This window comes from Wolbachia endosymbiont (group B) of Silvanus unidentatus (assembly GCF_964028615.1).
Classification (GTDB): Bacteria; Pseudomonadota; Alphaproteobacteria; order Rickettsiales; family Anaplasmataceae; genus Wolbachia.
In genome coordinates this window covers 1,267,140-1,291,932 of the sequence record NZ_OZ034795.1, presented here as the reverse complement: position 1 = coordinate 1,291,932, position 24,793 = coordinate 1,267,140, and the positions used below count along the sequence as shown (strand labels likewise).

Below are 24,793 nucleotides of genomic sequence, written 5' to 3'. Positions count from 1 at the left end.
CGAAATTACAGAAAGTTAGCAAAAAAACTACTGAATAGACCAGAGTTTATTTTGTTCCAATATGTAATGCTACTATTCCATAACTCATATTGTGGAACTCAACATTCTTAAAGCCTACCTCTTCAATTTCCATTTTAAAGTTAGTCTGAGTTGGAAATTCTCTTATGCTTTTTACTAGATATTCATAAGAACCCTTATCTTTAGCAACTATGCTGCCAATTTTAGGAATTACTTTAAATGAGTATAAGTCATAAAATTTGGTGAATATCTCATTTTGATAATGCATAGGGGCAAATTCCAAGCAGACAAATTGTCCATTTTGCTTCAATACCCTATATGCTTCACTTAAAGCCTTTTTACGGTCAGAAAAGTTTCGAATACCAAAAGCTACTGTATAATAATCAAATTCAGAATCTTCAAATGGTAAGCTCTCTGCATTTGCACATACCCAATTGAAATTTAGCTGATTTGAATTTATTGCTTTATCACGCCCTTTGTCCAGCATGTTTTGATTTATATCACATACTGTAACTTGAGCACTTGGTTCACCTCTTGCTATTCTTATAGCTATATCTCCGGTTCCTCCAGCAATATCCAAAACCTTGGAGTTCTTTTTAAAATGCACACTACTTACCATCTTCTCTTTCCATAGCCTGTGCATTCCGAGACTCATTATATCATTCATGATGTCGTAGCAATTTGCTACAGAATCGAAAACCTCTTTAACTAGTTGTGATTTATCCATATTTTATATAGAGATTGCTTACATAATTATTTTAAACTTTAGCAGTTAAATTAATATACTAATGAGAAAAATATACTACAATTAAACATATTTAATCCAGTAAATCATTAGTGTCGACAGCTTTTTCACAAAATATCATCTCTCTTATTATGATATTATCTGTAGCAGTTGTTGATATGGCAACAGACTTATACTCAGTTGCATTGCCAAGTATTGCCAACTATTTTAAGGTGAAAGGTAATATAGCGCAGCTTACGATCAGTTTAAATTTAGTAGGAGTTGCAATATCTGGATTAATTTATGGGCCACTGTCAGACTATTATGGTAGGCGCCTAATAATGCTGATTGGCATGGCAATTTTTACTTTGGCAAGTATTGTATGTTGCATAGCTGATAATATTATACTTTTAATATTAATCCGTTTTATACAAGGAGCAGGAGCTGGTGTTGCAGGCGTTGTCGGATATGCAGCAATCAGGGATATGTACTCAGGTAGTGAATACTCAAGAGTAATCTCAAAGTTAAATATGGTAGTAGCACTTTCACCTGGAATAGCTCCAGTGGTAGGCAGTTATATAATTTCACATGGTTATAGTTGGAAGTTTTTGTTTTTTATCATATCACTTGCCGCAATTATTATGCTCATTTTTATTTACTTGAAGCTACAAGAAACGCTGACCGTAAATAAAAGTAAAGCCAGTATTAATATCTTCAAGCAGTATATATTAATATTTAAGAATTATCGTTTCCTTGGGTTTTCAGCCATTCATGGATTAACTTTCATGTGGCTTTGGGCATACATTGCTAACTACCCGTTCATATTTGAATCAATGGGCGTTGAAGTACAATATTTTGGCTATCTCATATCAATCATAGTTATATTTTACATAATTGGAACTTTAATTAATAGAAGGTACGTACCAAAAATAGGAGTGAGCAAGATGTTAATAATAGGTTTGGTATTACCGATGATATCGGATGGTTTATTGGTATATTTTTATCTCACAAACAAGTTCAGTGTACTTATTCTTCAAGTTACTTGGATTCCGAGCAATATCGGGCTTGCACTCGTAATCAGCAATAACGTAACTTCTGCTTTAGAAACGGTCAAAAGTATAGGGCTTGGTAGTGCAGTTCTCTCATTTTGCAATATGATGTTTGGGGCTGTTGGAATATACATAGTAGGAAAATTTTTTCACTATAGTATTTTACCAAATTTACTGTTAACAGTTGCATGTTCTATAATTGCAATTCTTATATATAGTTTACTTAAATATACTGAAAAACACAGAGAAGGCTGATTACAATAGATTTCTTATATAACCTTATGAAGGTGTAATTTCGGTATGTGGTGCTGGCATCCAGAGAACTTTATCTGCAGAGTTCATTGATTATTAGCAACTGTACCATGATAATACAATTTCTATAGAAAAGTGCAGATGAGTGGCAATTTTATTGATTATACACATTTTAACAGCTCTCTAAATCAGGGTGAGAAAGTTCGATTAGCTGAAAAGACTCACAAAGTTAGGGAAATCTTCTTAAAATATATCAGCAATGATGTTCATAATATGTCAGTTAAGGTTCTTAACACCTATGATTTTGGAAAAGAATATAATGATATATTCAAACAACCAAACAGTATTCATGTACAATTTGGAGATGTTGGAGATAAAGTATTAATTTACTCATGGCCTCGTTACAACGAGTTTGATGAAAGTAAATGGAAAAATTTTTTATCACAACTAACAAAGGATCATAATCTAAAATTTATTGGAACTGGGCCACTTGAGTTTAAATATGAAGGTTTTAATTACAGTGTGTATCCTCCAGCTTTCAACTTTTCACAAAAAGAAATATCTTCAAGACAAATCAATAAAGTTTATACCCTTTTCAAAGCGACAATTTCTGATGATTATAAAGATTATGAACCTTTAGCTTTCAGCTTTTCACAAGAAGAAGTAAATAAAATTATAGAAAATATTAAAAGATCTCATAAGTCAATAAAAAAGCAAGTCATTGACCATTACCAATCATCAGGAAAAGATTTTGTTAAAAATGATTTAGACTTCATAAAGATTGGTACCGATATAAATAATAAAACAAGATTTAGTTCTGTAATATATTTTAACAAACCCAATGGTGTTAATGAAATTAAACTAGAATTATATAAAGCGACTCCCTTACACTTATTTGCTAAGCTTGGGGACGGTTTTTCTCAGCAGCTAGAAGATGATCTAGATAAGGGGGCAGATGTTAATGCAATAGATGAAAGTGAAAAGACCCCTTTACATTATGCTGCTAAAAATGGTCATATAGAAATAGTAAAAATTCTATTAGCAGTAGACGGAATCGATATCAATGTAAAAGACAAGGATGAAAAAACTCCTTTTGATTTAGCTAAAACAGAAGAAATAAAAGCTCTATTAAAAAAAGCCGCAGAAAAAACTGATGACAGTTCAGTATCGACAGATAGTAAAGGAGATCAAGAGAAAGATGCTGGACAAGAAGGTAATGTCCAACCAGTTACACAAGAGCAAGACCCAAAGGAAGAACAACAGGAGATCAGTGCAGAAGAAGAAAGTGATGTAAAAATTGAAGCTGCTGATAATGGACATTCTATTGACATAACACTTACACAAAATGGTGTTAGTCCACGAAGTGAATCATCAACAAATGAAGAACAGCCAAGCTCTTTTTTTAGTAGTTTGTTTGGTATACTGATTAAACCTTTTTCTTTAATAGGATCATTTTTTGGTGGATTTTTTTCATGGTTGTTTGGATCTGATGAACCATCAACTGAATCTGATCAAATAATTGCACCAAGTAACTCAGGAGGAGAGGAGCTAACAAACTATCAAGAGGGTGATAATAATATTATATAATAGATTTCTTGCATAACTGGAATGCAAAAGTTGATGTCATGAAACCAATTAAATTTACGGAGTATAATGGATTCCAGACTGGAATGACGCTCTTTTGGTGCACAACCTTTGGTGTATTACGAAACGATTCCCATTCAAGACAATGTCATCCCAGTGTCAAGCACTGGGATGACAATAAGGAGCTACCTGAATGACAAGAAAAGACTACTTGAATGACAAAAAAGGGAGCATTGGCTTGCACATTCCCCTGAATAAATACCTTGATACATTAAAGTTTCTAGGTTTGAGTAGTGAAATCCGATCAGTATGAAAATTAGCAAACTCCTTTTTATTCGCTGTAGATTCAACCACTATGGATTAAAATCCAAAGATTGAGAGAGAGCATAGAATGCTAACTTTCGACTTGAAAGTCACCAAATTTATCCTCTTTTTTAGAGTGATTTTCAATATAATTTTTTATCATTTCGTCAGTTACATTTCCGCTAGTCCTGACAAACTAGCCTACTGCCCACAACCCAATATCTCTTTTTTAGCTCTGGAAAGTTTTGCTGGATTTTTCTGGAACTTTTTCCTTTTATTAACTGCACTAACTTACTAATACTTAAGTATGGGGGTACAGAAACGTATACGTGTACATGACTTGACGCAACTCTACCTCTGATAATTTCTACTTGATTATTTGCACATACTTCTTGTACAACTTCTTTAGCTTTCTGTCCAATATCTCCAACTAGTACTGGATATCGATATTTTGTTATCCACACTATGTGATATATATACAGAGTGACTGCTTTTTCTATAATATTCCACATTCTTTCAGATTTTTCACCTTAAAATTATATTCTTAAAAGGATGGACTTCAAGTCCAGGGTTTTTCTCCCAAATTTGGGACAATAAAATTTTTTATTTTAATGAAAAAATTGCTTCCGCATACTCAAGATGCCATTATAATGATGGTAGAGATATTTAGAGAGCTCAAAATTTATCTTGGTCTGCAGACCTTTTAACCAATTTTTCAATAAAAATTCAGCTACATCTGTTGTGTGTACATTCTGAATCTTTTTTATACAGGAGGATTTTATGTCCAGAATTCCAGATATTTGACCTTTACTTTAGCTAACAACAGGCGCCTGTAGTTTTTAGAATTAGTGTTAACACGGTTTTTCTACTTTTTTTTTCTTAATGTTTTAACTCAATACACACCATCATCATTTACTGCTTCTAAATATATCATTGCTAAACACACGCCGCTGTGTATTTCTATAGATAACTCATTGCCTAGACTTCGATTAAAGCAAGAATTCTTTCCTGGAAAAGCAAGGTTACTATGGCATAGTTCCCATTGTAATCCTTTAGTTGATATTTGAGCTTTCGGTATACCAAGTAAGGATATTTTAGTATTTTTTAGCAAAGAGGAAAAATAGCTAATACCTTTTTGTAAGGCGTACCCCACCATGGAAGGCGAAGGCATATAAAAGATACTATCTGTACTTGAAAAAATGTTGATATTTTGTAGTATATGATCAATTGCTCCTCCAGTAATACCCGTTACTATTGATGGCAATAACTTTACTGTTTTTAAGTGAGCCATTGCTTTAGAAAAGTCGCAATAATCTTGATCAGGTAGATATACTGTATTTAAGTTAGCACGTAAATTCGGATTTATACTATCCAAATCTCCTATTACAAGATCAGGTTTTACGCCAATTGATAGAAGCTTGTTTGCTCCTCCATCTACAGCAATAACAGGTATATCTTGTTTAAAAAACGATGAATCAGGTATTTCTCCATTTAGTACTACAATAGAACGATATTCTTGCTCCACGCTACAATGTAGCATATGGTTATAAAACGCTTCGTGCAGTTTTTGCATCGTAGTAACATTTTTGAACAATTGATATTATACTGATCACTAATCCAGCAATATTACTGAGTATCATAAAAGTTAAACCCTGACAAATACCGTAAATAAGCCAAGATGATGAAAAAATAAGATAATTCACCAACATTAGCATCGATACGTCACGAGTAAGTTTTGTGATATATGCTCTATATACTTGAGGCAATAACCCAATGAGAGATGTAATGAACGCGATGAAGCCAAAGCATTCTTCAATATTTATATACATACATTTTCCTACGTTTGTTTTAACAAGATCAGGTTCAAAGGGTTGTACTTTATGTACTCTCAGCTTTTTTAGAGCACCCCTAATGCGTGTAATTTATAACATCATTTAGTCTATTAATCAAGAAATTAACAGTGACTTGCATTCATGAAACCCAATCGGCTTCTATGCTAATTATTATCCAAACTAATAGTCGGCTGTGCATCCTGCTCAGAGATCAGAGCAACTAGCAAATTGTTTATCAATTGAACCTTTTGTTTTCCATCCAATTGTAAGCTTTTATTTTTTTCAAAATGGGCTATTACTTCTTCGATAATTCCTATTGCATTTTGCACTATATGCTTTCTTGCAGAGGTGATGGCATGTGCTTGTTGACGCCTCAGCATTGCTTGTGCAATCTCAGATGAATAGGCCAAATGCGATATTCTTGCTTCTGCAATTTCAATTCCAGCAATATTCAATCTTTGTTGTAGCATTGACCGCAATTCATTTGAAATTTTGTCAGAGTTTTTACGCAAAGATTCTTCATCGTTTTCGCTATCATACGGATAATTACTTGCCAGTTCTCTAATTACCGAGTCACTTTGCACAAAAACAAAATCATGATAATTATTAACATTATAATATGCCTTCGCAGGACTGCTCACTCTCCAAACAATTACTACTGAAATCTCTATCGGACTTCCATTAGCATCATTAACTTTAATTTTTTCTGTATTGATATTCTGAAATTTCAAAGAAACTCTATATTTACTCGAAAACGGAAGCGTTACGCATATTCCAGACTTAAAATAAGTTCCAATATAATGACCAAAAAACTCTATCACTCTTGCTTCATTAGGATCATTAACGAAAAATCCTTGAGAAAAAGTCAATATTGAAACAGCAGCAACTCCAAGTGCAATTGTGCTGTCATACACAAAAAGTACCAATAAAATTAACCCTAGCGCTATTAGTACAGGAAAAGCCCGAATTTTACTTAGATTTCTATCATTTATTGTATTTTTATCTGTACTGTCTTCATCAGATTGCTTTTTCACTTGCACCCTCTCTGCTGATTATTTCATCTACCTTACTTACAAATAATTTAAACTCTCTTAATTCACAATCAGGCAACTTTATCTCATTGCCATGAGCTATCGTAAGCGGATCAATATGTTTACCATTATATATAACTTCATAATGTAAATGAGGTCCTGTTGCAACACCAGTGCTGCCAACATAAGCAATGATTTGTCCCTGCTTTACTTTAGAGCCTAACTTTACATCGCTACTAAATTTGCTTATATGTGCGTAACAAGTTGAATATTTATTGTTGTGCTTTATTTTGATGTAATTCCCATAGCCACCATTCTTTCCTATATATTCTATTACACCTTCTGCAGTGGCGTGTATAGGAGTGCCAAGTTTAGCTGCATAATCTACTCCTTTATGAAAAGCAATTTTACCATGAATGGGATGCTTTCTATTACCAAAATTCGAGGATATACGAAAATCTCCGTTTAAAGGACTTACGAAACTCTTTAAGCTTATCCCCTCTTTATTAAAATACTCTTCTTTGCCGTTTTGTGACTCATAATAATATAAACTTATAGCTTTATTGCTTGTTGTTAGTGAAGTATATAAAATTTTTTCTTCAGCCTTCTGATCACTCTCACACAGAACTTCCAACTTGCTTTTGGGCACAATGTCTTTTTTAAAATCTACACCATAACCTTTATATATGTCGATTAATCTCATTACTGTATTTGGCGCCAAACCTTCTGCGTCAAAAAAAGAGGATTTTATGTCACTGGATATGAATAACAACTTTCTATCACTTTCTGTCACCAAAGCAGCTTTTTTTTTTCTGATCCCGTGCTGAAGTAACGCTGGAAAGTGGTTTAGGTTGCTTTCTGTTATTCCAGTGCTTGAACAGTTTTTTAATCGAAAATGTTGTATAGCGTGCTGTTTACAATCAATTTCCAGTGTCTGGGCACTGGAATGACAATAGTATTTCTGCGCAAATGTTTCAGTTGCATATGCTGGTAAAATACAAAGCAGTGGAAGTATTACCAGCCTCATAGTTTATCAGCAAAAATAAAATTACCTTCAACATACTGCACATCATCATTATCTTCTAGCTCTTCAACTAATATAGATAATTTATCAATTAATTCTTTGTCGCTAACTTCAATCAGGTCCTTTGGTTGCCATGAAAGACGAGCAAGTTCTGGTTCTCCAAATTTTGTATAGAAAGCATCACGCACTCTACCAAAATCTTTCACTTCACAAGTTATAACATATAATTCTTCCTTGTTATTTTCCTCAACATTCAATACTTCTAATTCAATTCCATAGTTAAATAAATCTTCAAAATTTATACCCTCTGCTTTATAGACAATTAAGCCTACATGATCGAAAAGGTAACTCACACATCCTGTTTCTCCCAAATTACCGCCTTTGCGAGAAAAGATATAACGTATCTCAGAAGCAGTTCGGTTGCGATTATTTGTCAGAGCATGGACAATAAGTGCAGCACCAGAAGGTCCGCAGCCTTCATATTGTATTTCTTCATAACTTTCTCCAGCAACGTTACCAGCTGCATTTTTTATTGCTGTTTCTATTTTATCTTTTGGTAGATTTTCCTTTCGCGCAGAAAAGATAGCAGAGCGAAGACGTGGATTAAGCTCGGGATCAGTTAGCCCTTGTTTTGCAGCAACTGTTATTTCCCTAATGAGCTTCGTAAATTTTTGCGAGCGCTTTGCATCCTGAGCACCTTTTCGATGTTTTATATTTGAAAACTGTGAATGACCAGCCATAAGAAAACTAATTCACCCCTTCTACTAACATATTTTCATACTGCTCAGCTTCTAAGTCAAGGCCAAGAGCTAAGTGAGCTGTTATTAAATAACTAATAACTCTAGAAGAATATTTAGAATCTTTATTGCTTATCATATCTTGAAAACGCTTAATTGCTGCTAAATATTCACCACGCTTTAGGTAAAATTCACCAATAGAATACTCTTTTTTTGATATATGTTCTGTGATTAATTTTTCTTTTTCTTTGATCTCTTCTATATATTCGCTATTCGGAAAAAGATTAATATATTCAGTAGCTAGCTCTAAAGTTTTATATGCAATTTGTTGCCCAAGCTGCACTTTATTAATTTGCATGTAATAAGATAATACTCTTAAGTAATATACATATGGCAAATCTTCACCATTTGGATAAACGTATATATAATCATCCATATCACTTGCAGCACTGCTGTAGTTACCCATATTATAGTAAGAAACTCCAGATAATAATTTTGCTTTCATTGCCCAATAAGATAAAGGATACAAATCCTCTATCTTTTGAAATGCTCTAATAGCTTGCTTATATTTTTTCTGATCATAAAGCTTAACTGCCTCCTCATATAGTTCAGTTTCAGTGTGTTCAAGATCATTCGCATATAACTGCGTGAAGGGGCAAGTCAGAAGAAAAAAGCATATGATTAAAGTCTTATACATAAGATTTTTTTTGATCAAAATAAAGTATAGACTAAATATTACCTAAATAAACAAATTTTTGGCATTATCATCGAACGAAAAGCGTCTCTTGGCCACCATTACCTATATTGCTCGCACCACCACCTATTGCAACACCCTTTCCACTCACTTCTACGTTCTCTAGCTTTCTACTATAAGAATGTGTGATCAATCCACTTCCTACCATCAAAAGAGCAATACCTACCAGACCTAAAGCAGGCCCAACAGCAGATGATGCTAATGCTACTCCAGAAATCAATATTATTTTCCTGATTAGTAATAAAGAAGAACCAGCGAGCATTAACTTAGCTGAAGACATATTGCTTGTCTTTTTTTCAAACTTCTCATCAAAGTCTTGCTCTTTTTCTACTTCATATTTTTTACTTTTCTTGTACTCGCGATAGCAGAAAGTAGCACTCGCTACAAAGTAAAATAGACTAGAAATTGAAAAAGCTACGTCTCCTATTATTCCTTGCTCCAATGCTTCACCTACTATGCTAGCCACAATAACTAATGTAACTAAAGCAGCATCAGCATAGTTAAAGTAATCATCAACGGTACAAGGAAGGTCTCTCTTTTCTTTTTCTACTGTTTTCCCACTTTCAATATTCTCCAATTCTCGTTCTTTTTGTGCTATTTTTCTATTATTATAAATTAAATATAGCGTGCAAATAAGGGATAAGACTGTGAAAGGTAATATAGTATGGCCTAATGAGCTGCTTATAAGGCCAAGTAATACCTGATCGCTACATGTTTTTTCGAGCTCAATTGCCATCAATAATGCAAATGGAACCATTGTTACCAATGATACACATTTCCTATGTAGCTCTCTTTTTTTTAGTGTTAATAGTTCTTGTTCGAGCTTTTTGCTTTTTTCTTCCTCTCTTTCTTTTCTGACTTCTTCATCAACTGTTGGCCAAAAATCCCAGAAAAAATCTTCCATTTTAGCACCTTTTTTACCTTTGGATCTTTTTAAAAAAAACTTAGTGCCTGTAATACTAGTCATATGAACAGACCAACTTATGAACTAATACATTATATAGGATTTTAATTACTAAGTCAATATTATGAAATTATTAACTTTCTTTGTATACTCTTAAGCAATTTAGTCAATCTGTTTGATGCCAGCTAGAACGTAATTATAGCCTGACCACATAGTCATAACAGCCGCAGCCCATAAGCAAACCACACCTATATATTTAGTTGCTTCATAATCACTCATTATTAACGCTACTATAGCAACCATCTGCAAAAATGTTTTAATTTTCCCAGCCTTACTCACAGGTAAACTAACGTTTGTAGCTATCAAGAACTCCCGCAAGCCTGAAACTAATATCTCCCTACAAACAATTATAACTGACGGTATAATTGTAATATCATCTATCTTATGCTTATAAACTAGCATGATTATTGTTGAAGCTACTACTAACTTGTCGGCAATTGGATCAAATAATTTGCCAAAATTCGATTGGACTTTCCATGCACGCGCTAAATAACCATCAAAAAAATCTGTAATGCACGCAAACATAAAGATCAATATTGTTATTAGACTTGCATACTTACTCTCTATATAAAAGCTTGATATTATTGCCGGTATTGCGAGCGCACGAGAAATTGTTAGCAAATTAGGCACGTTTTTCTTAAGCATGTCACATCACCCTACGTAGTAGATAAATTTATACAGAAGTACAATAGAGTTCACAAGCTAATAGTTGAACATTCATAAAAACCCCATATACTTAGGAAATTACTAACAATAAGCTCAAAGCATGAATAATGATTTAGATAACACCACAAAACAAGAAGCACTTAAGTACCATAATAAAAGTGGTAAACCTGGTAAGGTATCAGTTATACCAACAAAACCCTTATCCACACAGCATGACCTATCACTTGCTTATTCCCCTGGTGTTGCAGCCCCATGCCTTGCAATAGCTAAAAATCCTAAAGCTGTTTATGATTACACGGCAAAAAGCAATTATGTGGCTGTCATTTCAAATGGCACCGCAGTGCTGGGACTTGGCAATATCGGTCCTCTTGCTTCAAAACCCGTCATGGAAGGCAAAGCTGTTTTATTTAAGCGTTTTGCTGACATTGATGCAATTGATATAGAAGTTGACACAGAAGATATAGAAGATTTCATCAATGCAGTAAGGTATCTTGGTCCAAGTTGGGGGGGAATAAATCTAGAAGATATAAGATCTCCTGATTGTTTTATAATAGAGAAACGTCTAAATGAGTTGATGGATATTCCGGTGTTCCACGATGATCAACATGGCACTGCAGTAGTTGTTGCAGCTGGTATAGAAAATGCCCTCGATATTGCTGAAAAGAAATTAGAGAATGTCAAGATCATCATGAATGGTTCTGGAGCAGCTGGTATTGCGTGTTTGGAAATACTAAAGTCCATGGGCGCTAAGAACATAGTGCTATGTGACAAACAAGGAGTAATACACAAAGACAGAAAAGAGGACATGAATAAGTGGAAGGAAAAATATGCAATTGACACTAAAGAACGTTCTCTACTTGATGCCATAAAAGGCGCTGATGTATTCATCGGACTCTCTGCAAAGGATGTGCTCAGCGAAGAGATGTTAAAAAGCATGGGTAAAGACCCGATCATTTTTGCTCTTGCTAATCCTGATCCAGAAATAAGGCCTGAGTTTGCAAAGTCTGTAAGGCCAGATGCAATAATTGCAACTGGTAGGTCAGACTATAACAACCAAGTCAATAACGTAATGGGGTTTCCTTATATATTCAGAGGAGCACTTGATGTACATGCAACGACAATAAATGAAGAAATGAAAATTGCAGCTGCAGATGCAATAGCGAAGCTTGCCCGTGAGCCAGTGCCAAATGAGATATCTGCAGCCTATGGCGGTCGTAAAATGAGCTATGGACGTGAATATATAATACCTACTCCATTTGATCCAAGATTAATTTCTATGGTATCTCCTGCTGTTGCAAAAGCTGCCGTTACCTCAGGTGTGGCAAGAAAGGAAATAGAGGACTGGAATGAGTATGCAAGTCAATTAAAATCTCGCCTCGCTAAGGCTCTCAGCACGCTCAATTTATTGTCTTCACATACGTAATTGGATAAATTTAAAAGCGATAAACCAATCCAAACTCTAAGCCATATATGCCAAACCTATTGGTAATTGTTGTAGTTGTTGATTGCATACGTGCAGTTTCATCAACTTCATTGCTTTTACCAGCAGGAATATATTTTTCGCCAGCTAGTATCTTTGCTACTGGCAGAATACCTTTAAATTCGTTACCAAGAATACCAAAATAGCGTAAACCAGCAAACGCTTGAGTGTTTGTTGTAAGTGGATAATTAACACCAAGCTTTGCTTGGTAAGCCAAAGCATATCTGGTTTTTCCTAAAAATTTAACCTTAGTTACACCTGCACCAACTCCAAAATATGGAATGCAGAGCATTTCTCCGACGTTAAAATCATTATACACATTGATCATTCCAGCCAAATTATTAAAACCTTCATTTTTCATCTTAAATGCAGCTTTGAACTTTACTTGAACATTAGGCGGCTTTTCTTGAATTTCAATATCAACTTTTCCACTTCTCCAAGGTGATTTACGTTCTGTTCCAACAGAAACATCATCATTACGACGAAGTTCAATATATCTTGCTTTTCCTTTATCTGAGTAATCTTCATCATCTAAGTTAGTCTGAGAATATAGAACTTCAAGATCAACTCTCATATTTTTGAATACATATCCTATTGAAGCACCACCTGCAAGTCCTGGAACGTATTTAGGACTATATCCAGCCTCAATCCTCTCCTCCTCATTAAAGCTAAAAACACCTTCCGTTACATTTTCACCTGCATCTTCTTTTCCTTTTAGAGAACCTATTGCATTGAAAAATGCTCCAAAATAGTTAGCTTGAATATAAAAATTCTTTAAATTATTTATTTCACTATCATAAGATAAGCACCTAAATGAAAAAGTGAGCAAAGTTAGTAGGTATGTAAATTTAAATCTTTTATTCGCCATATAAACCTCACATAATTTCACTTTTATGCTAACATACTTCTATTTTTTATGTAGCAATTTTTTATTGCGCTCAGTTGTTTTAGATTTAGAATAAGAGTATTGTAATTTAAAGTGAATCAATGGTTGTTGCAGTTCATGAATTAGAGAAAATTATCAAACAGTCATTCCCTGGTGCCGATATAAAGATTAAGGATCTTGCTGGAGATGATGATCACTACCATTTAAAAATAACTTCCCAGTGTTTTTCTGGAAGGACAAAAATAGAACAACATAGAATGGTATATAAGGCTCTTGAAGGTCAGTCTATACATGCATTGCAACTAGAAACTGGAGCTTAAAATTAAGGTGATATTTATGAACAACTTTGAACAAATAAAAAAAGACATAGCAGAAAACGATGTAGTGCTGTATATGAAAGGCACCTCTGACTTTCCTCAATGCGGATTCTCTGGGCTCGTCGTATCAATTCTCAAAAATTTGAATGTAAAGTTTAAATGCATCAACGTACTTGAGAATGATGAAATACGTCAGTCCATAAAAAGTTTTTCTGATTGGCCAACAATTCCACAAATATATATAAAGGGAGAGTTTATTGGTGGCTGTGACATAATCCGCGAGATGTATGAAAAAGGTGAATTACAGAGTTTATTGAAAGAAAAACAGATTGTTTAGTAAGGAAATAAGCAAGAAAAAAATAGGCGTGCCTCACACCTAGCCTGATTAAAAACTTTAGTTTTTTGACTTTTGTACACTATTTGTACATAAGACATTCTCTTTAAGAAATGTACCAGGCCAAGTAATATTTGCCTGTACATCACTAATAGCGCGTGCCATATTTACATTTTGTTTAGCCTTTTTTATTAGAGAACTTAATGACGTACTGATTTTATCAATAATGCGCAGATCAGCTTTAGGAACACTTGCTTCAATTGCTTTCAGACCACTTTGCACTTTATCAAGGCTATCACTTCTTATGGCAGCAGCAATATCTATAAACAATCGCTTTAGCTCTCGAGGTTGATCTTTTATAGTAAAAAGATAGTCTGGAACGATTTCGTAATCACCATTAACATTTTGTGTGCAATATTCTTCAATAGCCTCTTTTGCATCGTAGTAATCTTGTGGATTATCAGAACAAGAATATGCTGCACAAGATTCATTTCTATAATAAGGACTCCCATTACTCTCAATGTTTTCTATTCTCTTCTTTACACTAGAAACTAAACCTTTTCCAAATACGATAGTATCGTCTCTGTCTGATTTTGAAACAGCCTCTAATAGAGTAGGTATTGCGTCTTGTCTGTAACTAAAGATAAATTCTATGCATGGAATATTACCCAAACTATTTCTAGGGCCTTCTCCACACAAAAATTTACTTGGAACATGTTGTATAAAAAAGTTAACTACATCACTTGAACTACTGTCTCCTAGCATAAGTAAAAACTCGGGAAATCTAGGATATTTATTCAAAAATAATGCACCATATATTTCATCGTCAATTGACTCCAATTCATTGTCAAAAATAATACTCCTTATCTTATTATAATCTAGCTCATTTATAGCTTCTTTTAACTTTTTATTTAAGTCAAGGTTATTCAACTCACGATAACGCTTATACTTTTCTTCACTAATACGTGGCATATAATACACTCTTTTTTTATAAAACATTTATACAACTAGCTTTCTTGTTAATAATTGTCAATACTTAGATAAGTATATTAGTAAGTATTTTTATAATTATTGCTAACACGGAATTTTATCTGATTTTTACTAAAAGTGTATATACAAGCTAAACCTTATCACCAGGCTTAACAAATAGATGACCCAATGTTATTAACTTTATAGGCTTACTTTCATTATTTGCGACTACCCAAACTCCATCGTCTTCATAATCAACAATTTCTATTGCTGTAAATACTACATAATTATTATCATCAACAATCTTTATTCCAAGAATACCATCGTCATTTAAGCTTAAGGCCGAAGAAGGAATTTTATATGCAAATCTTTCACCTGAAGGGAGGCTTACACTAGCAGTCAGTCCTTGCAAAGATATAATCTCATTATCAGTTACCTTTACCTCCACTCTATAAGATCCAGTTTTAGGCTCAGCAATTTTACTAATAAAACTCACTTCACCTACTAATTCCCTTCCGTCTAGCAAATTAATTTGCGCTGTGCTACCTAGCTTTATTTTATTTACTTCATTTTCTGAAACATATAACACCACAAGAACCTGATCAAAATTAACTATGTCAGTTATCTTATGTCCAAGATTAACAAAATCCCCTTCATTTACGTTGATCTTATCTACATAACCATCAATAGGGGATTTAATCGCAGTATTTTCTAAATCCAACTCTAGCCTTTTTAGGTCAGCTTTTGCACTCTGCAATGCAGTAAAAGCTGATTCCACTCTTATCTGTGCTCCATACCCTTTTGTATTCAATTTTCGAGAGGAATCATACTCAATTTCACGCTGATTTAATAAAGCTTTGGCTTTTTCAACTTGCTCAACTCTGTCATAATCTTCTATCTTTAAAATTACATCGCCTCTTTTTACTTTTTCACCATCAGACAAATAAATAGCAATAACTTGACCACTTGTTCTTGAGACAAGGCTGAACCTATGCAAGGGATTTACCGTACCAGAAAAATTTAAATATACAGTGCGATTTTGTGGAGTATAATCCTGAGTTTTTAATGAAAAACTACTAATTGGATTATCACTATGAACCGCCTGATCTTTTTTTAAAAATGTACTGTTGATAAAAAACAGTAGAATAAGAGCAATACCGGAAACGATGATTACTTTGTTTCTCATCCTTAAACAGTAAAATTTATTGACCAATCTTGTTAGAAATAACTGCATAAATTTTCGAATCAGAAGTGTAAGTATAACACAGCTATTGTCACTCTATAAATAGTTTTATATGAGCAAGTTTTCTTACAATAAATAAGTTTTTATTGCAAAAATGCAATTTTTAATCAAATAAAAAAGTTGTGCATAAAATTTCCATCATATTATATGATGAAAATAAGAATATTGTAACAAAACTAAATATATATTTAAACAGAGCTTTAGCCCATCACTAAACCAACACCCAATTGCTCAACACTATCAATTTTAATTTGTAAAGTGCCCTTTATAAATTTATTAGCCTGGTCTGTACTCATAAAAACTGCATGTTTATTGGGCATTAATTTTTCCATATCTGCTCTATTTTTTTTATCTTGCAAATGAGGTTCGCAAATATAGCTATACTTTTTAAAATCTAGAAGTTTAGCAAAGCCATCACGATCATTCTCATGGTGAAAAGCAACATTTATACCTACTATTTCGTCCGTTTCTTGCAGCTTTCCATCTTTATCTATTACCTGTGCCTTAGCAAGCGCAACTGTAGGCTTATGGCCATAATTTGCTCCAATAACCCTTCTTATTGAATGTTCTATTGCTATTTTTTGCACTTCAGGACTTTCATCAAACTCTTTCAAAAAATTAAGGTGTAAGTTAATATATTCAGAGTATTTCAATCTGTGTTTTTTATGTATAGTTGGTTTGTAGGACAGTTCATTTGTAGGTGACTTATAGTTTGCAAGAAGCAATTTTTGTTCATATTGCTCATTAAATTTCTTTATCTTTTCAAAATGTCTTTTATATTGAGTCAATCCATCTTTCCCTTTTTTCTCCATCCTTTTCAAGAATTCCTCTACTGGCTCTCGTTTGGCTAGATTAATTTTGCGTATAAGCGGAATTTGTTTTTTCAAGCTAATCCAATATGGTAAGCAAACAACTTTCGCATCTTTCGAAAATAGACCTTCTAACTTTTTCACTGCATTGTATAAGTTTGCTGATTCTGGTTTATAATGCCCGCTATTATTGTCTATATAAGTTATTTTACCATTTACCACTTTCATTAAACCAGAACATAAAATCGGCTTACCGCCTGCAAGAGTTGAATGACGATAAGCCCATTCGCTTTTGTTAACATTAATATGTTCATGAGTTACTAATTTTCCATCAAGCGTGATAACATAAGCTACACAACCTTTTTTACCCTTACTAATTTTATCAGTTGTATCATATAATTTGCCCTCTAAGTTGTATAACTTAAGTTCCCCATCTTGCTCGCCAATAAATTTTCTTTGATCAAATTGTTCATCAGAGTTAAAATACTTAACCCTTGTATCAGTTCCAGGAATTTTTCTTCCTTCAACTCCAACTTCTGGAAACAAATTATATCGTGGAAAAAAATAAGTAAAATTATTCTCTATCCAATACAGAATCTTATTTATGATACCAAAAACTTTTCTATTACCTAAATCAATAGAGAGTTGCTGTTCCTTTGGTACTGCTAGATGATTGGACTTTGTACCAGACTTGCCAAATTCTTTGGCAGCATATTTAAACTTTTCTAGTAAATATTCCTTACGTTCTTTTGATATTGACATTTTTACCTCACTCACTATTATTTTATCCTATATTATTTTAGACAAAAAGTCAATCTTTCTTAAGATATTAAGAAAAGAAAAAGCAGCAGCAAAATAGCTAAACTGACTTAGATTTATCGACAATTTGAAAAATCATCATTCCGCTACTTGTTAGCCGAATCTATGTTCGCACAGTTAGTTATCGCTATTTACCCAACAAACTTATGCTAAGCTGTGCTGCCACTAATTTTGCAACCAGTACTCTATAAGGCGAGCATGACACATAATCAACCCCTGATTTGATGAAAAACTCTATGGACTGTGGATTCGCTCCATGCTCTCCACATATACCAAGTTTAATTTCTTTTCTGGTTTTTTTGCCCCTTTCGATAGCTATTCTGATTAATTCCCCTACCCCTTCGACATCTAGCACCTCAAAGGGATCGTTTTTGAATATGTTGCTTTCCTTATAAGAATCGAGGAAATTAACTGAATCATCTCGTGAAAGTCCCATAGTTGTTTGTGTTAAATCATTAGTGCCAAAACTAAAAAATTCTGCGTGTTTTGCGAGTTTGTCAGCAATAAGTGCTGCTCTTGGCAGTTCTATCATCGTTCCAATTGAATAGTTCACATCGAAATTTTCGGCTTCTTTCTTTATTAACTCGCATATCAGAATAAACTCTTTCTCACTCATGATAAAAGGAATCATGATTTCAGGTTTCACTTCTATCTTCTTTTCTTTCCTTAATTCACTTGCAGCACTGAGTATTGCCCTAATTTGCATGCCATATATTTCAGGATGAGAAATAGCAAGTCTACAACCTCGATGGCCAAGCATTGGATTTTTTTCTGATAACTGTGCTATTTTATTTTTTACTGATTCAACTGACTTATTCAGTGATTTGGCAATTTTCTCTATAATAGATTGATTGTGGGGCAAAAACTCATGTAGAGGCGGATCAAGTAAACGTATAGTAACCTCCCTGCCCTCCATAATAGAAAATATTTCTTTGAAATCAGACTTTTGCATTTCTTCGAGTTTATTTAATGCATTTGTCCTTTCATTTTCATCATCAGCTATTATCAACTTTTGAATGGATTCGATTCTATCACTAGCAAAAAACATATGTTCTGTGCGACATAATCCTATACCTTCTGAACCGAATTCTTTTGCAATTTTTGCATCTTTTGGAGTATCAGCATTCGCTCTCACCTTCACTGTTTTGATTTCATCTACCCAGTTAATTATCGTTTTGAATTCTTGAGATAATTCAGGCAAAATTGTAGGAAGAATACCAAGCATAACCTCTCCTGTTCCTCCATTGATGGTGATTGATTCACCTTTATTTACTTTTATATCCCCCATAGAAAGAAATTTTTCATCTTTATCAATATAAAGTCCATTTAGACTACAAATGCATGGTTTACCCATTCCACGAGTTACAACAGCGGCATGCGAGGTCATACCTCCTCGCGCTGTTACTATTCCACTTGCAGCATTCATTCCATTAATATCTTCAGGGCTCGTCTCTGATCTTACCAAAATTACTTTTTTACCCTGCTCTGCAGCTTTTTCAGCATCACTTGCACTGAATACTACATATCCAGAAGCAACACCTGGAGAAGCTGGCAGTCCTTTGCCTATTACTTCTTGATCGATTTTAACATCAAGAACTGGATGCAAAAAATTGTCAAAAGTTTTTGGATCAATTCTCAATATTCCTTCCTCTTTTGTAATCACTCCTTCGTTTACCATATCAACTATTATGCGAATAGCAGCTTCGGCTGTGCGCTTGCCAGACCTAGTCTGCAAAATCCATAACTTACCGTCCTGTACAGTAAATTCGATATCCTGCATGTCCTTATTATGACTTTCAAGTTTTTCACATACCGCGCATAATTCTCGGTAGACACTTGGTAGCAACTTCTCCATGGTACTTTCTTGCTCCCCGTCAATTGGCATAGGAGTATAAACACCAGAAACCACATCCTCACCCTGAGCATTAACTAAAAACTCACCAAAAAGCTTTTTTTCTCCAGTTGAAGGATTACGTGTAAATATCACGCCGGTTGCAGAATTATCATTTAAATTACCAAAAACCATTGCTTGCACGTTGACCGCTGTTCCAAGGTTTTCAGGAATATTATGTATTCTTCTATAGGAAACAGCCCTATCGTTTTTCCAAGAGGCAAATACTGCATTAACCGAGTTTAACAATTGCTCTTCAACGTTCTGCGGGAAATGCTTTCCAGTTTTTTCACATACTATCTCTTTAAAATCATTAACAATTTTCTTTAAAACATCAACATTAAGATCAGCTAAGCTTTTTGCTCCACTTTTTTGCTGTTCACTATCAACAATGTCTTGAAATAAGTGATGGTCAAGCTGTAGTACAACACTCGAGTACATCATGATGAAACGACAGTAGCTATCATAGGCAAAACGTTCGCCACTTTTTTTTGCAAGCCCAACAACGGTTGCATCATTTAGGCCAACATTTAGGACTGTATCGAGCATGCCCGGCATTGAATTCACACTACCAGAGCGTATGGAAACTAATAAAGGATTATTTGAATCCCCGAATTTACAACCGATGTCACTTTCGAGCATCGCCATGTAGTTTTTTATCTCGTTACGTAGATCACAAGACAATTCATTATCTTGACAATAGGCCTGACAAACAGCAGTGGAAATTGTAAAACCAGGTGGAACAGGAATGCCAATGTTACACATCTCTGCCAGATTTGCTCCCTTCCCTCCTAGTAGATTTCTCATTGCTGCATTGCCTTCACAGTTGCTTTGGCTAAAGTAATATATTAACTTTTCTTGCATTTTTTTCGGATTTTCACTAATAAACATACTATACATACTATTCTAATAAATTTGTCAGGCAGGAGTAATAAATTTTGTAAAATTCAGCACAATTAAATAGCCTCTTTTCCTTTCATTCTAGTGTCCCTATTGTCATTCAAGTATTCTTTCCTGTCATCTCAATGACCTCTATGATGTCATTCCTGTTGGAGTATGAATGTAGCCTTATCTCACACTCCTGTCATTCCAGTACTGGGATCCAGAAGACTGATCAAGTAATAAGAACTAGTCACGCGCTGGCTCTCTTAAATTACTTTAGCTATAAGTGTTAAGAAATTTACCAATCAAAAAAAGGCAAAAGAATCCACATGGTGCTGATTTTATTACTGTAATTGATAATGTGCTAACGCTTAAACGAAGCGTGTTTAGGCTGAATAGAAAAAAATAAAAAAAGGCATGCAGCCGCCATAATTTCGCCAATAAACACAAGATTTATCAAGAAGCTTCTATTAAATGAAAGTTATGCAAAAAATCTATTGCAAGTCTTTTAATATTCTGTTAAGAGCTGGAACAAATAAAAATTATTATGTTTGGATTAGAGAATAAGAAATTTCTGATTACTGGTGCATCAGGCGGAATAGGCCAGGCAATTGTAGAAATTATGCATAAGGCCAGAGCAACTTTATGTATTTCTAGTACAAAAAAAGAAATACTCGAAGAAGTTGCTAAAAAATATGAAAAAAACATTCACGTACTTCCTTGCAACTTATCAAATCCTGAAGAGGTAAATCAACTAATAAATAAAGCAAGTGAGTTGATGAAAGGCTTTGATGGACTCATATGCAATGCAGGAATTACACAAGACAGCTTATTGTTGAGAATGACAGATGAAGCATGGCAAAAGGTGATTGATATTAATTTGACCTCCACATTTAAGCTAAATAGAGAAGCATGCAAGAAATTAATTAAAAATAATTGGGGAAGAATCATAAATATTTCTTCAATAGTAGGATTGACAGGAAATGCCGGGCAAGTAAATTATGCAGCATCAAAAGCTGGAATAATAGCTATGAGCAAATCTATAGCAAAAGAAGTTGCAAGTCGCGGTGTAACAGTAAATTGCATTGCTCCTGGATTTATAGATACTAAAATGACTGAAGTTTTAAATGAAGGACAAAAGGAAAAAATATTAGATCACATCCCAATGAAAAGAATGGGAACAGGAAAAGAAATAGCAGCAGGAGTATTGTTTTTAGCAAGCGATGAGGCAAAATATATAACGGGACATGTGCTTAACATCAATGGTGGGCTATTTATGTAGCAACACTTATTTATGGACAAATTATAAGTTTTACTTTACAATAAGTATATATATAAATTTATTTTCGCGTTAGTTTATTACTTGGAGGCAAAAGAATGAGCTATATAATAAAAAAATTTTTTAATGCTTTGTGTATAGTGCTGTTTCTCTCTTTTTCAGATTACGCAAATGCTGCTACTGATATAGATGATACAACTGCCCAAGTAATATGCAATATTATTGGTTATATTTGGGGAATAGGTGGGCCACTTATGACTGTAGTCATAATAGGTGCAGCTTTGCTTGCAATATTTGGTAGAATGCCATGGCCAGCTCTCTTTGCCCTAGGTATGTTTTGTGGTGTATTTTTTGGTGCCAAAGCGATTATAATGAAAATTATACCCGATAGCATTAAACAAGATAGTATGTTGAGCAAGTGTGGGGAAAAATAACTTAAAAATCAGGATGTTTTTGTGTGTATTGTTCCTTCATGTCTTCAATCTGTAACAAATAATGACTGTCTTTCGGTAAAGTTTTAATAGCTAACTCAGCGTACTTCATAAATTTGTCTAAATTACCTTCAATACAAGCCTTTTTCGTCAAAGCAAAATAATACATTGCCATATCAGCGCTACGTTTATATGCAATACTTAAATACTTCCAGACAAAGGCGTTATTTGTTTCTACGTTTGCAACCTGCTCTAGGTAAAAAATTGCCTTCTCTATTTCACCGTGTAATAATAAAGTATGAGATAACGCAAGTTTCACTAAATAGTTATTCTTCTCAGATAAATATCTAAGTGATTCTTCATACATTTTTATTGCTTCACTTAAATTTCCAGCTTTGTATAACATCTCCGCTTTTAATTCATATAAATAAGGATCATTGCGTGACTCTTGAATCAATGAATTAACTTTAGTAATAGCCTCTTCTATCTTTCCTTGCCTATAGTGAATTACAGCATTTACATACTTAGAACTACCTTCATATTTATTAGATAACACATGAATAGGAGCAAAAAAAGAGTCTAGCTTTGCAACCATACGCTCAAACTTCAGCAATTTATCTGCAAGGATTGGTTTTATATTGTTTTTAACCTTATAATTCTGTACAGCAAATATACGCTTATCACTAAGTGGGTGAGTGCGGAAATACTCTTCAGTGTTTTCATGCTCAATACTCTTAAAATAGTCAAAAATCTCTTTCATACCCAAATTATCATAGCCAGATTCATCTAGGTATCTTAAAGCATAGCTATCTGCTACACTCTCTTGCTCTTGAGAATAGTTAAAAAACAACCTTGAACTAAGCGTTACACCACTAAGCAAGATTGCACTCGCAACCTGAGGGTTAATGACAATACTAGAAACTAATCCTACCATATAACTAATCATTGCTATTGATTGAAAATAACCTATAGCACTACTCATTTGTAATACATGACCAGCAGATATATGAGCAATTTCATGTGCTAATATACCAAGTAAGACATAAGGTTCAGTCGAATATTGTAAAAGCCCTAAATGAATGAAAATGCTATTATTGTTAATTACAAAAGCATTAATCGATCTATCATCAACTATAAAAACTTTTATTTTATCATTATCAATACCCGCAGCAGAAAATAAAGGTTGCGCTAGATCCTTAACTACCGCTTCCACTTCACTATCTCTAATAATACTAACAGAGTAAGCGCTATTACAGTATACGAAAAAAAATAGTAAAACAAAAAGCTTAGACATGGAAATTCCTTGTTTGTATAACTTTGAGGAATTTTGTATTTTAACACTTAAACTATACGAATCTATAAACGCTAGTTTAAATTTTGAACGTAATTGATAAGTTTATCAATGGTAGTTAACTTAATATTATGTTGTTCAGCAAATTCAAGCAACTGGGGTAAGCGCATCATAGAGCCATCATCATTCACTAATTCACAAATAACTGCAGAATGATTACATCCCACTAACTTAGCTATCTCAACACTTGCTTCAGTATGACCAGCACGTTGCTCTACTCCACCCTCATGTGCAATCACAGGAAAAATATGACCGGGAGTTATAATGTCATCCTGAGTTCTATTTTTATCAATAGCAACATGTATAGTTTTTGTTCTATCCTCAGCTGAAACACCCGTAGTAATACCATAACGTGCATCAATTGATGTAGTAAAAGCAGTATGATTTTCACCAACATTTTTTTTTTCCATGAAACTAAGGCCTAACCTTTTCATGTGAACTTTAGTCATTGCTAAACAAACAATCCCTGTACCGTATCTAACCATAAAAGCCACATGTTCTGGCTCTAATTTCTCAGCTAATACAATCAGATCACCTTCATTCTCTCTGTTTTCATCGTCAACTAAAATGAATAATTTACCAGAACTAGCATCCCTCAATACATCTTCCACAGAAGAAATACCAGGTAGACTAATTGAAGGATAAGTTACTTGTACCATGATTTACTTAAACTCAATCTTAACTATTTTATACAATTTCTCTCCATTTGGCACTATCACTTCCACATACTCACCAACTTTTTTGCCAATTAAAGCACTACCGAGTGGTGAATCCGTAGAGATCAACTGCTTTGAAGCATCAGCTTCATATCCACCTACAATCTTATAAACATATTCAATTTCACTGTTATCATCACCGAGCATGCTTACCGTAACAGTTGCACCAAACATTACTGTATCACCAGACAAATTTTTTACTTCTATCACTTCTGCATGTGAAAGTTTACTTTCTACCTCAATTATACGGCCTTCAATAAAACTTAATCTCTCCCGTGCTGCATGATATTCTGCATTTTCTGATAAATCGCCTTGATCACGAGCATCAGAAATAGCCTGTATGATAGAAGGTTTTTCTTCCTTTAATTTCTCAAGTTCGACTTGCATACTCTCAAAACCTTCCCTTGTAATAGGAAACTTGTTAACAATGGATGAAGTCATAATCACC

General features: G+C 33.9%; 24 protein-coding genes, 1 pseudogene and 1 riboswitch. Of the genes and pseudogenes, 7 read left to right on the top strand and 18 right to left on the bottom strand.

From position 1 onward, the window contains the following. Positions 1-46: 46 nt before the first annotated feature. Entirely contained in the window at positions 47-745 is a 699-nt protein-coding gene (ubiE, locus tag ABWU65_RS06165; RefSeq protein ID WP_006012444.1) for a bifunctional demethylmenaquinone methyltransferase/2-methoxy-6-polyprenyl-1,4-benzoquinol methylase UbiE, read from the bottom strand. 149 nt (positions 746-894) lie between these two features. Here ubiE and ABWU65_RS06160 point away from each other — a divergent pair, with 149 nt between their 5' ends. Next, positions 895-2,046, top strand: coding sequence for a Bcr/CflA family efflux MFS transporter (locus ABWU65_RS06160; protein ID WP_353280461.1), 1,152 nt, complete (start codon positions 895-897; stop codon positions 2,044-2,046). Between the two features lie 138 nt (positions 2,047-2,184). Further along, positions 2,185-3,630 (top strand): ankyrin repeat domain-containing protein, encoded by a 1,446-nt coding sequence (locus ABWU65_RS06155; RefSeq protein ID WP_353280459.1) that lies wholly within the window; start codon positions 2,185-2,187, stop codon positions 3,628-3,630. 391 nt (positions 3,631-4,021) lie between these two features. Here ABWU65_RS06155 and tnpA read toward each other — a convergent pair. The 9 genes and pseudogenes from tnpA to pgsA all read right to left on the bottom strand — a co-directional run bounded on the left by tnpA (position 4,022) and on the right by pgsA (position 10,917). After that, a pseudogene (gene tnpA / locus ABWU65_RS06150) lies at positions 4,022-4,440 on the bottom strand (IS200/IS605 family transposase). Positions 4,441-4,822: 382 nt separating this feature from the next. Continuing rightward, on the bottom strand, positions 4,823-5,503 hold the full coding sequence (locus ABWU65_RS06145; protein WP_213863930.1) for a thiamine diphosphokinase: 681 nt from the start codon (positions 5,501-5,503) through the stop codon (positions 4,823-4,825). After that, positions 5,475-5,759 (bottom strand): SemiSWEET family sugar transporter, encoded by a 285-nt coding sequence (locus ABWU65_RS06140; protein WP_026097271.1) that lies wholly within the window; start codon positions 5,757-5,759, stop codon positions 5,475-5,477. Before ABWU65_RS06140 ends, ABWU65_RS06145 begins: the two co-directional genes overlap by 29 nt. Continuing rightward, positions 5,748-5,850, bottom strand: a riboswitch (TPP riboswitch). Its footprint overlaps the gene before it by 12 nt. A gap of 76 nt (positions 5,851-5,926) precedes the next feature. Next, positions 5,927-6,796: an SPFH domain-containing protein gene (locus tag ABWU65_RS06135; protein WP_019236939.1), complete on the bottom strand. Its 870-nt coding sequence runs from the start codon at positions 6,794-6,796 to the stop codon at positions 5,927-5,929. Continuing rightward, positions 6,780-7,820, bottom strand: coding sequence for a M23 family metallopeptidase (locus tag ABWU65_RS06130; RefSeq protein ID WP_019236938.1), 1,041 nt, complete (start codon positions 7,818-7,820; stop codon positions 6,780-6,782). The genes ABWU65_RS06135 and ABWU65_RS06130 overlap by 17 nt, the downstream gene beginning before the upstream one ends. Beyond that, complete coding sequence (locus tag ABWU65_RS06125; RefSeq protein ID WP_019236937.1) at positions 7,817-8,557, bottom strand: YebC/PmpR family DNA-binding transcriptional regulator; 741 nt, start codon at positions 8,555-8,557, stop codon at positions 7,817-7,819. The genes ABWU65_RS06130 and ABWU65_RS06125 overlap by 4 nt, the downstream gene beginning before the upstream one ends. A 7-nt stretch (positions 8,558-8,564) precedes the next feature. After that, the gene (gene bamD, locus ABWU65_RS06120) at positions 8,565-9,251 is read right to left on the bottom strand and encodes an outer membrane protein assembly factor BamD (protein ID WP_007302577.1); all 687 of its coding nucleotides are present in this window, start codon (positions 9,249-9,251) and stop codon (positions 8,565-8,567) included. Positions 9,252-9,318: 67 nt separating this feature from the next. Continuing rightward, the gene (locus tag ABWU65_RS06115) at positions 9,319-10,275 is read right to left on the bottom strand and encodes a hypothetical protein (RefSeq protein ID WP_007302576.1); all 957 of its coding nucleotides are present in this window, start codon (positions 10,273-10,275) and stop codon (positions 9,319-9,321) included. A 99-nt stretch (positions 10,276-10,374) separates the two neighbouring features. Further along, positions 10,375-10,917, bottom strand: a complete 543-nt coding sequence (gene pgsA, locus ABWU65_RS06110; protein WP_006012406.1) for a CDP-diacylglycerol--glycerol-3-phosphate 3-phosphatidyltransferase — start codon at positions 10,915-10,917, stop codon at positions 10,375-10,377. A 121-nt stretch (positions 10,918-11,038) separates the two neighbouring features. Here pgsA and ABWU65_RS06105 point away from each other — a divergent pair, with 121 nt between their 5' ends. Further along, entirely contained in the window at positions 11,039-12,361 is a 1,323-nt protein-coding gene (locus ABWU65_RS06105; protein WP_007302575.1) for a malic enzyme-like NAD(P)-binding protein, read from the top strand. A gap of 10 nt (positions 12,362-12,371) precedes the next feature. On the opposite strand, the gene ABWU65_RS06100 is transcribed toward ABWU65_RS06105, so the two are convergent. Continuing rightward, positions 12,372-13,286 (bottom strand): P44/Msp2 family outer membrane protein, encoded by a 915-nt coding sequence (locus tag ABWU65_RS06100; protein WP_019236934.1) that lies wholly within the window; start codon positions 13,284-13,286, stop codon positions 12,372-12,374. A 119-nt stretch (positions 13,287-13,405) separates the two neighbouring features. On the opposite strand from ABWU65_RS06100, the gene ABWU65_RS06095 reads away from it, so the two are divergent. Together ABWU65_RS06095 and grxD are read left to right on the top strand one after the other, a co-directional pair. Next, positions 13,406-13,624, top strand: coding sequence for a BolA/IbaG family iron-sulfur metabolism protein (locus ABWU65_RS06095; RefSeq protein WP_007302571.1), 219 nt, complete (start codon positions 13,406-13,408; stop codon positions 13,622-13,624). A 16-nt stretch (positions 13,625-13,640) separates the two neighbouring features. Beyond that, entirely contained in the window at positions 13,641-13,958 is a 318-nt protein-coding gene (gene grxD, locus ABWU65_RS06090; RefSeq protein ID WP_007302570.1) for a Grx4 family monothiol glutaredoxin, read from the top strand. 57 nt (positions 13,959-14,015) lie between these two features. Here grxD and ABWU65_RS06085 read toward each other — a convergent pair whose 3' ends face one another. From ABWU65_RS06085 to ppdK, 4 genes are all read right to left on the bottom strand, one after another. Beyond that, positions 14,016-14,927: a hypothetical protein gene (locus ABWU65_RS06085; protein WP_231834404.1), complete on the bottom strand. Its 912-nt coding sequence runs from the start codon at positions 14,925-14,927 to the stop codon at positions 14,016-14,018. Between the two features lie 148 nt (positions 14,928-15,075). Further along, complete coding sequence (locus ABWU65_RS06080; RefSeq protein WP_052265054.1) at positions 15,076-16,158, bottom strand: efflux RND transporter periplasmic adaptor subunit; 1,083 nt, start codon at positions 16,156-16,158, stop codon at positions 15,076-15,078. 209 nt (positions 16,159-16,367) lie between these two features. Further along, positions 16,368-17,738, bottom strand: a complete 1,371-nt coding sequence (locus tag ABWU65_RS06075) for a hypothetical protein (protein ID WP_019236931.1) — start codon at positions 17,736-17,738, stop codon at positions 16,368-16,370. 184 nt (positions 17,739-17,922) lie between these two features. Beyond that, positions 17,923-20,550, bottom strand: a complete 2,628-nt coding sequence (ppdK, locus tag ABWU65_RS06070; RefSeq protein WP_179943900.1) for a pyruvate, phosphate dikinase — start codon at positions 20,548-20,550, stop codon at positions 17,923-17,925. Positions 20,551-21,115: 565 nt separating this feature from the next. Between ppdK and fabG the strand changes: the two genes are divergently transcribed. Then, positions 21,116-21,850, top strand: a complete 735-nt coding sequence (gene fabG / locus ABWU65_RS06065) for a 3-oxoacyl-[acyl-carrier-protein] reductase (RefSeq protein WP_019236930.1) — start codon at positions 21,116-21,118, stop codon at positions 21,848-21,850. Between the two features lie 95 nt (positions 21,851-21,945). Beyond that, entirely contained in the window at positions 21,946-22,281 is a 336-nt protein-coding gene (locus ABWU65_RS06060) for a TrbC/VirB2 family protein (protein WP_007302562.1), read from the top strand. Position 22,282: 1 nt separating this feature from the next. Here the strand turns inward: ABWU65_RS06060 and ABWU65_RS06055 are convergent, their stop codons facing one another. From ABWU65_RS06055 to greA, 3 genes are all read right to left on the bottom strand, one after another. Beyond that, the gene (locus ABWU65_RS06055) at positions 22,283-23,572 is read right to left on the bottom strand and encodes a M48 family metalloprotease (protein ID WP_353280457.1); all 1,290 of its coding nucleotides are present in this window, start codon (positions 23,570-23,572) and stop codon (positions 22,283-22,285) included. Positions 23,573-23,643: 71 nt separating this feature from the next. Further along, complete coding sequence (ribB, locus tag ABWU65_RS06050) at positions 23,644-24,288, bottom strand: 3,4-dihydroxy-2-butanone-4-phosphate synthase (RefSeq protein ID WP_353280456.1); 645 nt, start codon at positions 24,286-24,288, stop codon at positions 23,644-23,646. Positions 24,289-24,291: 3 nt separating this feature from the next. After that, a complete protein-coding gene (greA, locus tag ABWU65_RS06045) occupies positions 24,292-24,786 on the bottom strand; it encodes a transcription elongation factor GreA (RefSeq protein WP_007302559.1) in 495 nt (164 codons plus the stop codon). Between the last annotated feature and the right edge of the window lie 7 nt (positions 24,787-24,793).

Excerpts from the sequence above, each read along its gene's own strand:
- ABWU65_RS06060 (WP_007302562.1), top strand. The coding sequence starts at position 21,946 with ATGAGCTATATAATAAAAAAATTTTTTAATGCTTTGTGTATAGTGCTG.
- ABWU65_RS06075 (WP_019236931.1), bottom strand. The coding sequence starts at position 17,738 with ATGTCAATATCAAAAGAACGTAAGGAATATTTACTAGAAAAGTTTAAA.
- bamD (WP_007302577.1), bottom strand. The coding sequence starts at position 9,251 with ATGTATAAGACTTTAATCATATGCTTTTTTCTTCTGACTTGCCCCTTC.
- ABWU65_RS06140 (WP_026097271.1), bottom strand. The coding sequence starts at position 5,759 with ATGTATATAAATATTGAAGAATGCTTTGGCTTCATCGCGTTCATTACA.
- ABWU65_RS06095 (WP_007302571.1), top strand. The coding sequence starts at position 13,406 with ATGGTTGTTGCAGTTCATGAATTAGAGAAAATTATCAAACAGTCATTC.
- ABWU65_RS06105 (WP_007302575.1), top strand. The coding sequence starts at position 11,039 with ATGAATAATGATTTAGATAACACCACAAAACAAGAAGCACTTAAGTAC.
- fabG (WP_019236930.1), top strand. The coding sequence starts at position 21,116 with ATGTTTGGATTAGAGAATAAGAAATTTCTGATTACTGGTGCATCAGGC.
- ABWU65_RS06115 (WP_007302576.1), bottom strand. The coding sequence starts at position 10,275 with ATGACTAGTATTACAGGCACTAAGTTTTTTTTAAAAAGATCCAAAGGT.
- ABWU65_RS06160 (WP_353280461.1), top strand. The coding sequence starts at position 895 with ATGATATTATCTGTAGCAGTTGTTGATATGGCAACAGACTTATACTCA.
- ABWU65_RS06055 (WP_353280457.1), bottom strand. The coding sequence starts at position 23,572 with ATGTCTAAGCTTTTTGTTTTACTATTTTTTTTCGTATACTGTAATAGC.
- ABWU65_RS06085 (WP_231834404.1), bottom strand. The coding sequence starts at position 14,927 with ATGCCACGTATTAGTGAAGAAAAGTATAAGCGTTATCGTGAGTTGAAT.
- greA (WP_007302559.1), bottom strand. The coding sequence starts at position 24,786 with ATGACTTCATCCATTGTTAACAAGTTTCCTATTACAAGGGAAGGTTTT.
- ABWU65_RS06145 (WP_213863930.1), bottom strand. The coding sequence starts at position 5,503 with ATGCAAAAACTGCACGAAGCGTTTTATAACCATATGCTACATTGTAGC.
- grxD (WP_007302570.1), top strand. The coding sequence starts at position 13,641 with ATGAACAACTTTGAACAAATAAAAAAAGACATAGCAGAAAACGATGTA.
- ABWU65_RS06080 (WP_052265054.1), bottom strand. The coding sequence starts at position 16,158 with ATGCAGTTATTTCTAACAAGATTGGTCAATAAATTTTACTGTTTAAGG.
- ABWU65_RS06155 (WP_353280459.1), top strand. The coding sequence starts at position 2,185 with ATGAGTGGCAATTTTATTGATTATACACATTTTAACAGCTCTCTAAAT.
- ABWU65_RS06100 (WP_019236934.1), bottom strand. The coding sequence starts at position 13,286 with ATGGCGAATAAAAGATTTAAATTTACATACCTACTAACTTTGCTCACT.
- ppdK (WP_179943900.1), bottom strand. The coding sequence starts at position 20,550 with ATGCAAGAAAAGTTAATATATTACTTTAGCCAAAGCAACTGTGAAGGC.
- ABWU65_RS06125 (WP_019236937.1), bottom strand. The coding sequence starts at position 8,557 with ATGGCTGGTCATTCACAGTTTTCAAATATAAAACATCGAAAAGGTGCT.
- ubiE (WP_006012444.1), bottom strand. The coding sequence starts at position 745 with ATGGATAAATCACAACTAGTTAAAGAGGTTTTCGATTCTGTAGCAAAT.
- ABWU65_RS06130 (WP_019236938.1), bottom strand. The coding sequence starts at position 7,820 with ATGAGGCTGGTAATACTTCCACTGCTTTGTATTTTACCAGCATATGCA.
- pgsA (WP_006012406.1), bottom strand. The coding sequence starts at position 10,917 with ATGCTTAAGAAAAACGTGCCTAATTTGCTAACAATTTCTCGTGCGCTC.
- ribB (WP_353280456.1), bottom strand. The coding sequence starts at position 24,288 with ATGGTACAAGTAACTTATCCTTCAATTAGTCTACCTGGTATTTCTTCT.